At 70.6% G+C, this 7,514-nt stretch carries 5 protein-coding genes; all 5 read left to right on the plus strand.

Annotation, left to right across the window (positions count from 1 at the left end):
- Positions 1-34 precede the first annotated feature (34 nt).
- On the plus strand, positions 35-3,997 hold the full coding sequence (gene eccCa, locus ACFWMR_RS31950) for a type VII secretion protein EccCa (protein WP_378381056.1): 3,963 nt from the start codon (positions 35-37) through the stop codon (positions 3,995-3,997).
- Between the two features lie 98 nt (positions 3,998-4,095).
- On the plus strand, positions 4,096-4,473 hold the full coding sequence (locus ACFWMR_RS31955; RefSeq protein WP_378381057.1) for a hypothetical protein: 378 nt from the start codon (positions 4,096-4,098) through the stop codon (positions 4,471-4,473).
- Between the two features lie 39 nt (positions 4,474-4,512).
- On the plus strand, positions 4,513-5,883 hold the full coding sequence (locus ACFWMR_RS31960; protein ID WP_378381058.1) for a hypothetical protein: 1,371 nt from the start codon (positions 4,513-4,515) through the stop codon (positions 5,881-5,883).
- Positions 5,884-5,892: 9 nt separating this feature from the next.
- Positions 5,893-6,318 carry a hypothetical protein gene (locus ACFWMR_RS31965; RefSeq protein ID WP_378381059.1) on the plus strand — a complete coding sequence of 142 codons (426 nt, stop codon included), beginning with the start codon at positions 5,893-5,895 and terminating at the stop codon, positions 6,316-6,318.
- 10 nt (positions 6,319-6,328) lie between these two features.
- On the plus strand, positions 6,329-7,514 hold a 1,186-nt coding region (locus tag ACFWMR_RS31970), incomplete at its 3' end, for a hypothetical protein (protein WP_378381060.1).

The raw sequence follows: 7,514 nt of genomic DNA on the forward strand, positions 1-7,514 counted from the left end.
CCCGCCCTCGCCACGACCGGCCGACGATGGCGCTGTGACGACCATCGTGGTGAAAAGGCCGGCCAGGAGGCCCGCACCGGAGTTGCCGGCCGGCGAGCTGATCCTGCAAGCACCCCCGGAGATCCCGCCGCCGCCCGGACGGCAATGGCTCCAGGTGCTCACCGTGGTGCCGATGGTGGCCATGATGGGCGGGATGATGCTGATGCTCTCCGGCAGCATGAACGGATCGATCCGGTTCGTCGTGTACGGCCTGATGGGCGTCGGCATGCTCGGCATGGTGGTGACGGGCTTCCTGCAGAGCGGCGGCCCCAGCAAACGGGAAATGGGGCACGCCCGGCGCAAATACCTTCGTCAGCTGGCCCAGCACCGGCTGCGGCTGCGGCGCTCGGTGCGCGGGCAGCGGGACGCGATGGAGTACCTGCACCCGGATCCGGTGTCGCTGTGGTCGCTGGCCGCCAGCTACCGGCTGTGGGAGCGGCGCAAGGACGACCCGGACTTCGGCATCGCCCGGATCGGCACCGGCGCGCAGGCCCCGGCGACCACCCTGGTCTCGCCGGACACCAAACCGCTCGAAGAGCTGGAACCGTTGTCCGCCTCGGCTTTACGCCGGTTCATCACCACGTACACGACGATCGACGGACTGCCGCTGGGGATCGCGGTCAACGGCTTCAGCCGGATCTACCTGCGCGGCGACCGGGCGCGGCATCTGGGCCTGCTGCGCGCGATGCTGGCCCAGCTGTCCACTTTCCACTCTCCCGACGACCTGCGGATCGCGGTGTGCGTCGGTGAGCGGGAGCGCGCGGACTGGGAGTGGATCAAGTGGCTGCCACACGCGCTGCACCCGGAACGCACCGACGCCCTCGGCCCGCTTCGCCTTGTCGCGCCGACGATTCCGGCGCTGGAGGCGATGCTGGAAGAGGAGCTGGCCAGGCGGCCGCGGTTCGATCCCGAGGTGGAGACCCGGGTCTCCGGTCCGCAGCTCGTGGTCGTGCTCGACGGCGGTTCGATGGCCGGGTCGGATCACCTGATGACCGGCGGCGGCGTCGAGGGGGTCACGGTGGTCGACCTGACCACGATGCCGCCGAGGGCCTTGGACCGCACCACCGTGGTGCTGGACGTGGCCGAAGACGGCGATCTGGTCAGCGAGACGATCGACGGCGAAGTCCCGCTCGGCCGGGCGGACACGCTCGGCGCGGTGGCCGCCGAAGGGCTCGCCCGGCAGCTCGCTCCGCTGCGGCTCACCGCGGGTGTGCGCGGCGACGCGCCGATGACCAGCGAACTCGGGCTCGCCGAACTGCTCGAACTCGGCGACCCGTACGAATTCGATCCGGCCGACACCTGGACGCCCCGGCCGAACCGGGACCGGCTGCGGGTCAAGATCGGGATCCATCCGGACGGTGCGCCGATCGAGCTCGACCTCAAGGAGTCCGCACAGGACGGCATGGGCCCGCACGGCCTGCTGATCGGTGCGACCGGTGCGGGCAAGTCCGAGCTGCTGCGGACGCTGGTGCTGGCGCTGGCCGCGACCCATCCACCGAGCTCGCTGAACTTCGCGCTGGTCGACTTCAAGGGCGGCGCCACCTTCACCAGGCTGGACTCGCTGCCGCACACCAGCGCGGTGATCACCAACCTCGCCGAGGAACTGCATCTCGTCGACCGGATGACCGACGCCATCAACGGCGAACTGATCCGCAGGCAGGAACTGCTGCGCGCGGCCGGGAACTTCGACTCGCTGCGCGACTACGAGAAGGCCCGGGCGGCGGGCTCCCCGCTGCCCGAGGTGCCGACTCTGCTGGTGATCTGCGACGAGTTCTCCGAACTGCTGTCCGCCAAACCGGATTTCATCGACATGTTCGTCCAAATAGGCCGGTTGGGCCGGTCACTCGGGGTGCATCTGCTGCTCGCCTCGCAACGGCTGGACGAGGGCAGGCTGCGCGGCCTCGAAGGTCATCTCTCCTATCGGATCGGGCTGCGCACGTTTTCGGAGATGGAGAGCCGGACGGTGCTCGGCATGCCGGACGCGTTCCGGCTGCCCAGGGCGCCCGGCCACGGTTTCCTCAAGGTGGGGACCGAACAGCTCGACCGGTTCCGCTCGGCCTACGTCTCCGGCGTGTACCAGCGCCAGACCGGGCGCGCGGCTTCCCTCACCCCGCAAGAACAACTGGTGTTGCGCGAGTACACCACCCATTATCTGGCCGCCGAACCGGACACCGGCGAGGAATCCGAGGCCCCCGAACCGGATCAGGACACCGCGGTCGGCGAAACCCTGCTGGACATCCTGGTGGACCGGTTGCAGGGCCAGGGCACACCGGCACATCAAGTGTGGCTGCCGCCGCTGGACGAGTCGCCGACGCTGGACGCGCTGCTGCCCGCGCTCACCACCGACCCCGTGCGCGGGCTGACCACCGGGCGGCCGGGCGGTCTTCGGCCGGTGCTCGGCATCGTGGACCGGCCCTACGAGCAACGTCGCGACCCGCTGCGGCTCGACCTGTCCGGCGCGGCCGGGCACGTGCTGGTGATCGGCGCGCCGCAGACCGGCAAGAGCACCACGCTGCGCACGCTGATCGGCAGCCTCGCGCTCACCCACACCCCGCGCGAGGTGCAGTTCTACTGCCTCGATTTCGGCGGCGGCACGCTCGCCTCGATCGCCGGCCTTCCGCATGTCTCCGGGGTGTCCGGGCGGCTGGACACCGGCGCGGTGCGCCGCACGGTCGCCGAGGTGGCCTCCGTGCTGGCGCAGCGGGAACGGCTGTTCGCCGAGCACGGGATCGACAGCATCGTCACCTATCGCAAGTTGCGCGCCGAGGGCCGTTTCGCCGACCAGCCCCACGGTGACGTGTTCCTGGTCGTCGACGGCTGGCAGACCCTGCGCACCGAGTTCGACCAGCTGGAAGAGGTGGTCGGGGACATCGCCGCGCGTGGCCTTTCCTACGGCGTGCACCTGGTGGCGAGCTGTTCCCGCTCGTTCGACCTGCGCATGAACGTGCGGGACCTGTTCGCCAGCAGGATCGAACTGAAGATCGGCGACCCGATCGACTCGCTGATCGACCGGCGCGCCGCCATGGGAGTGCCCGCGGGCGCCCCCGGCCGGGGCATTTCGATGAGCAAGCACCAGTTGCTGGTGGCGCTCCCCCGGATCGACGGGTTCTCGCGCACCGAGGACCTGATCGGCGGGATCGGTGCCCTGGTCGACGCCGTCCGGTCGGCCTGGCCCGGCGAGTCGGCGCCGGCGGTCCGGCTGCTTCCTGGCACGTTCCCCTTCGAGGAGCTGCCCGCGACCGACGAGCGGACCGGCCCCGAAGCCGGGCTCGCGGTCGGCATCCACGAGAAGGACCTTTCCCCGATGCGGCTGGACTTCAGCGCCGATCCGCACTTCTTCGTGCTGGCCGACACCCAGTCCGGCAAGACGGCGCTCCTGCGCACGCTGGCTCGCCGGATCGAAAGCGCGTACACGCCGAGCGAGGCCCGGATCATCCTGGTCGATCATCGGCGAGGGCTGCTCGGCGAAGTCGGCGAGGACTACCTGCTCGGTTACGGCACCAACGACGCGCACAGCGGTGAACTGCTGGCCGAGGTGGCCTCGTCGATGGCGAAGCGGCTGCCCGGCGCGGACGTCACGCCGGAACAGCTCCGGGCGCGGAACTGGTGGCACGGGCCGGAGATCTTCGTGCTCGTCGACGACTACGACATGGTGGCCACGCACGAGAAGCATCCGCTGATGCCGTTGCTGCCGCTCGTGGCGCAGGGCGCGGACATCGGCCTGCACGTGGTGCTCGCCCGCCGCTCCGGCGGCGCGGGACGAGGACTGTTCGAGCCGTTCCTCTCCCGGCTGCGGGAGGTCGGCACGCCCGGCCTGATGATGTCGGGCGACCGGGACGAGGGCCCGCTGCTCGGCGGCATGCGCGCCCAGGTGCTCCCACCGGGCCGCGGCTGGCTGGTGGATCGCCGTGGCCACAAGGGTTTGGTCCAGCTCGCCTGGCTCCCACCCCGGGCGTAGCGGGCGGTGGCCGGAAGCTGCCGGGGCCGCCATCGCGGCCGCTTTCGATGTTTGGCTGGGGAAAACACCCACATTCGAGGAACGCACTGGAGGAGTACGTGAGCGGCAAGGTCGACGTGTGGATTCCGGCGCTGGAATCGTTCGCGGACGTGGTGCACGACGAAGTCAGGTCCGCGCCGGCGATCGATCGGGAGCCGATCAGGGAATGCGGCGGGCTGGCGGAATGCGCGTCGCTGGCGGGCGCCGATCAGTACATCACCGGCGCGCTGAAGTCCTTCCTGGAGAAAGCCGGTCCCGGGGTGAAGATCTTCGGTGCCATGGCGAGGAAGAGCGCGATCGCCTACCGGCAGGCGGGCGAGGCGGCGCAGTCGGCGGTGCTGGCGACCACCAGCCGCCCGCCGAAAGAGGAAACGGGTCCCGCGACGGTGCCGCCGGACATCCCGGGCCTGGGGAACCCGTCGGGCCCACTCGTGTGACCGGTCACTCCACCAAGACTCCTCGACGGGAATCGAACCATGACCTACAAAACCGTCACTTTCGACAGGCAAGTGCAACTGTTCCAGGCGGAGTTGCAGAACACCTACCCCGCGCTGATCGCGGCCCGCGACATGTGGGACCAGGCGGAGAAGTGGATCGACGACACCCACGCCAGCCTCCGGAGTGCCACCAACAATCTTCGGGGTCCCAACTGGGACGACGAGGTGGGCCGGGCCTTCGTCGGCTGGGCGGACGAGGTGTCCGAGTCGGGGCTCGGCTCCTGGGGAGGCCAGGAGAAGGCACCGGAGGGCGCGCCGCAGCGGCCCATCGGCAGCATCGACGAAGCCCACCTCCCCCAGGAGATAGGCATGCTGCTGGCCGAGATGGACGTGGTCCGGTCGATCATGAACGCGTGGATCGGAGCGGTGAACGCCAAGACCGACCCTGAGGAGCGGACGAAGGAGGCCGAGAAAGCCCAGGAGAAGGTGGGCGGGTTGCTGGACATGGTCGCGCAGCAGTACGTGCGCACCGGGTACGCCATGCTCGCCGCCCGGGGCCGGCCTTGGAACGGGCCGACCCAGCTCGGCACGGGACCGGGTTACGACCCGGATTCCGGGCTCGGTGACGGCTCCGGTGTGCCGAACGCCGGAGATCCTCCGGGGGAGGACCCGGGATCACCGGATCCCGGAACGCCCGAGCAGCCGAAGGAGCAGAACCCCACCACCACCGACCCGGTGAAACAAGCGACGGAAACCCTCAGCGCGCTGAGCGACGCGTTGTCGGCCGCGGAGCAGCTACTCGGCGGATCGGGTGGCGAAACCCCCGATCTCCCGGACCTTTCCGGTATCGACCCGTCGAAACTCGGCGACTACTCCGACTACCTGGACTACGCCGACTATGCCGATTACGCCGCCCCTGCCGGGACGTCCGGTCTTCCGTCGCTGGCCGGAATGCCCGACACGGCCGGGCTTTCCGGTGCGGGCGGCGGCGGTGCCGGAGCGATGCCCGGTCTGGGCGCCAGTACCGGGAGCTCTCTGCCGGGAGACGGTCTGAACGCGGGTGCCGCGCCGATGGCGTCCGGGCTCGCCCGCGGCACGACCGGGAGTGCCGCGGGCGCGGGCAGCGGCGGGATGCCACCGCCGATGATGCCGCCCAACGGGGCGGGCAAAGGCGAGAACGGCGGTATCAAACCCGGTGACGCGGAACGGCCTGCCGGACGGCAGCGCGGCAAACCCGCGGGAACACCGGGGGTCCCGTTGCTCGGCCGGGCGGTCAACGGAAAACGGAAGGCACCGCCCGCCGCTCCGCAACGCCGGTGGGATCCGGAGAACAACACGGTGCAGCTGCTCGACGAGGAGCTGTGGCAAGTGAACAACGACAGCGCGGCGAAATTCCGCTCCGGACACTGAGGAGGGCACATGCCCGGAACAGAGATCAACGGCGACCCGGCCTCGATGAGTGCTTTTTCCCGGCATCTCACCGCGCCCACGATGCCGCCGTCACTGACGCAACGACTGGGCGGCATGCCCAGCCTGGCCGGTTTGTTCGAGGGCGTCGCGATGTCCTTGCTGGACAAGGCGGCGACCGCGAGCATGCTCGCGCTGCTGACCAAGATGACCGAGGAGATGGTGACCTACTCCGGAAAGGTCGGCGCGGCCGCGGGCGCCTACTCCGCGGCCGACGTGGCGAGCGCGCTGGAACTGGCCAGCGCGACGGTCAAGGTCGCGAACCAGGGAATGTCGATCCTCAAGCAGACGGCGAGTTCGCTCAACCAGGCGGACCCCGCCACCGGTGCCACCGGCGACGCCGCGCAGTCGTCCACCGTCCAGTCCGACCAGGTCTGAGGAGCGAACCGTGATCCCCTACAACATGTTGCCCATCGAGATGCACGTGGAGATGATCAAAGCCGAAGGCGGCAACGTCTCGGTGCTCAACGACGCGGCCAGGATGTGGACCCAGGTGCGCGAGTGGATCGGCGCGGCCCAGGTCGAGTTGCACACCAGGGTGGCCGAGCTGTCTCCACAGTGGACGGACGAGAACGGCCGGGCGATGGAGGAGCAGACCCAGCGGACCCTCGCCGAGCTGAAGATGTGGGGCGAGCGGATCGACGCGGCGCAACCCGCCGCGGCACTGACCACGCTCGCCGCGGCGATCCCGGCGACCTCCGCGGCCGTCGACGGCTTCTACGCCAGCTACCTCGCGGTGAAAGGACTCCCGTTCGGCGACGCGCTCGCCGTCCCCTTCCAGCAGATGTCGGCCACCGCGATGAACGCGCTCGCCGCCGACTTCGACCTGTCGATCGGGCAGGTGGTCGCCGCGTCCGGGGTGCGGAACCCGGCCGAGGTGCTGCCCGCCCAGCAGGTCTCCACGGAGGGCAACTCCCCGACCGACGTGCTCAAGGCGGCCACCGCGGGGATGACGACCTTGCAGGAGTTGCAGGACCTCAGCTCGTCGCTGACCTCCGGCGGTTCAGGCGGCGGGACGGGACTCGATTCGTCGGCGCTGGGCCAGAACGTGCCCGATTGGTCCGCCGGTGGCGGCCCGTCCCTCGCGGGCCTCACCTCCACCCTGCCTCCGGTGGCACCCGGCCTGCCCGGCGGTCTTCCGGGGGCGGGCCTGCCACCGGTGTCCGGCGCGCCGGTCGCCTCGGGTCTCGGCCTGCTCGGCGCCGCGGGGGCGGGCACCGGCGGTCTGCCGATGGCGAAATCGGCGGTGGCGAAACGCGCCGCCGCGCAGAACATCGCCGAAGGCGCGCCCGCCGCGGCGGGAACGAACACCGCCGCGGCGGGAAAGTCGGCCACCGGTGGCGGCACGCCGCCGATGATGCCGCCCGCCGGCGGTCACACCGCCCCGCCCGGGACCCTCCAGCCCGGGACCGCGAACCACCCGACCGGCCGCGCGGGCTCGTCGAGGAAGGCGGCCGTGGGCAACGAGGGCGTGCCGTCCGAACTCCGTGGCCGTTCCGGCAGCGGAGATCCGGCTTTCGCCCTCCGGCAGCCGAAACGCCCGCGCACCGGCGAATCGGACTCCACCTCGGTGC

The organism is Amycolatopsis thailandensis, from assembly GCF_042723255.1.
Taxonomy (GTDB): domain Bacteria; phylum Actinomycetota; class Actinomycetes; order Mycobacteriales; family Pseudonocardiaceae; genus Amycolatopsis; species Amycolatopsis thailandensis.

Excerpts from the sequence above, each read along its gene's own strand:
- ACFWMR_RS31960 (WP_378381058.1), top strand. The coding sequence starts at position 4,513 with ATGACCTACAAAACCGTCACTTTCGACAGGCAAGTGCAACTGTTCCAG.
- ACFWMR_RS31965 (WP_378381059.1), top strand. The coding sequence starts at position 5,893 with ATGCCCGGAACAGAGATCAACGGCGACCCGGCCTCGATGAGTGCTTTT.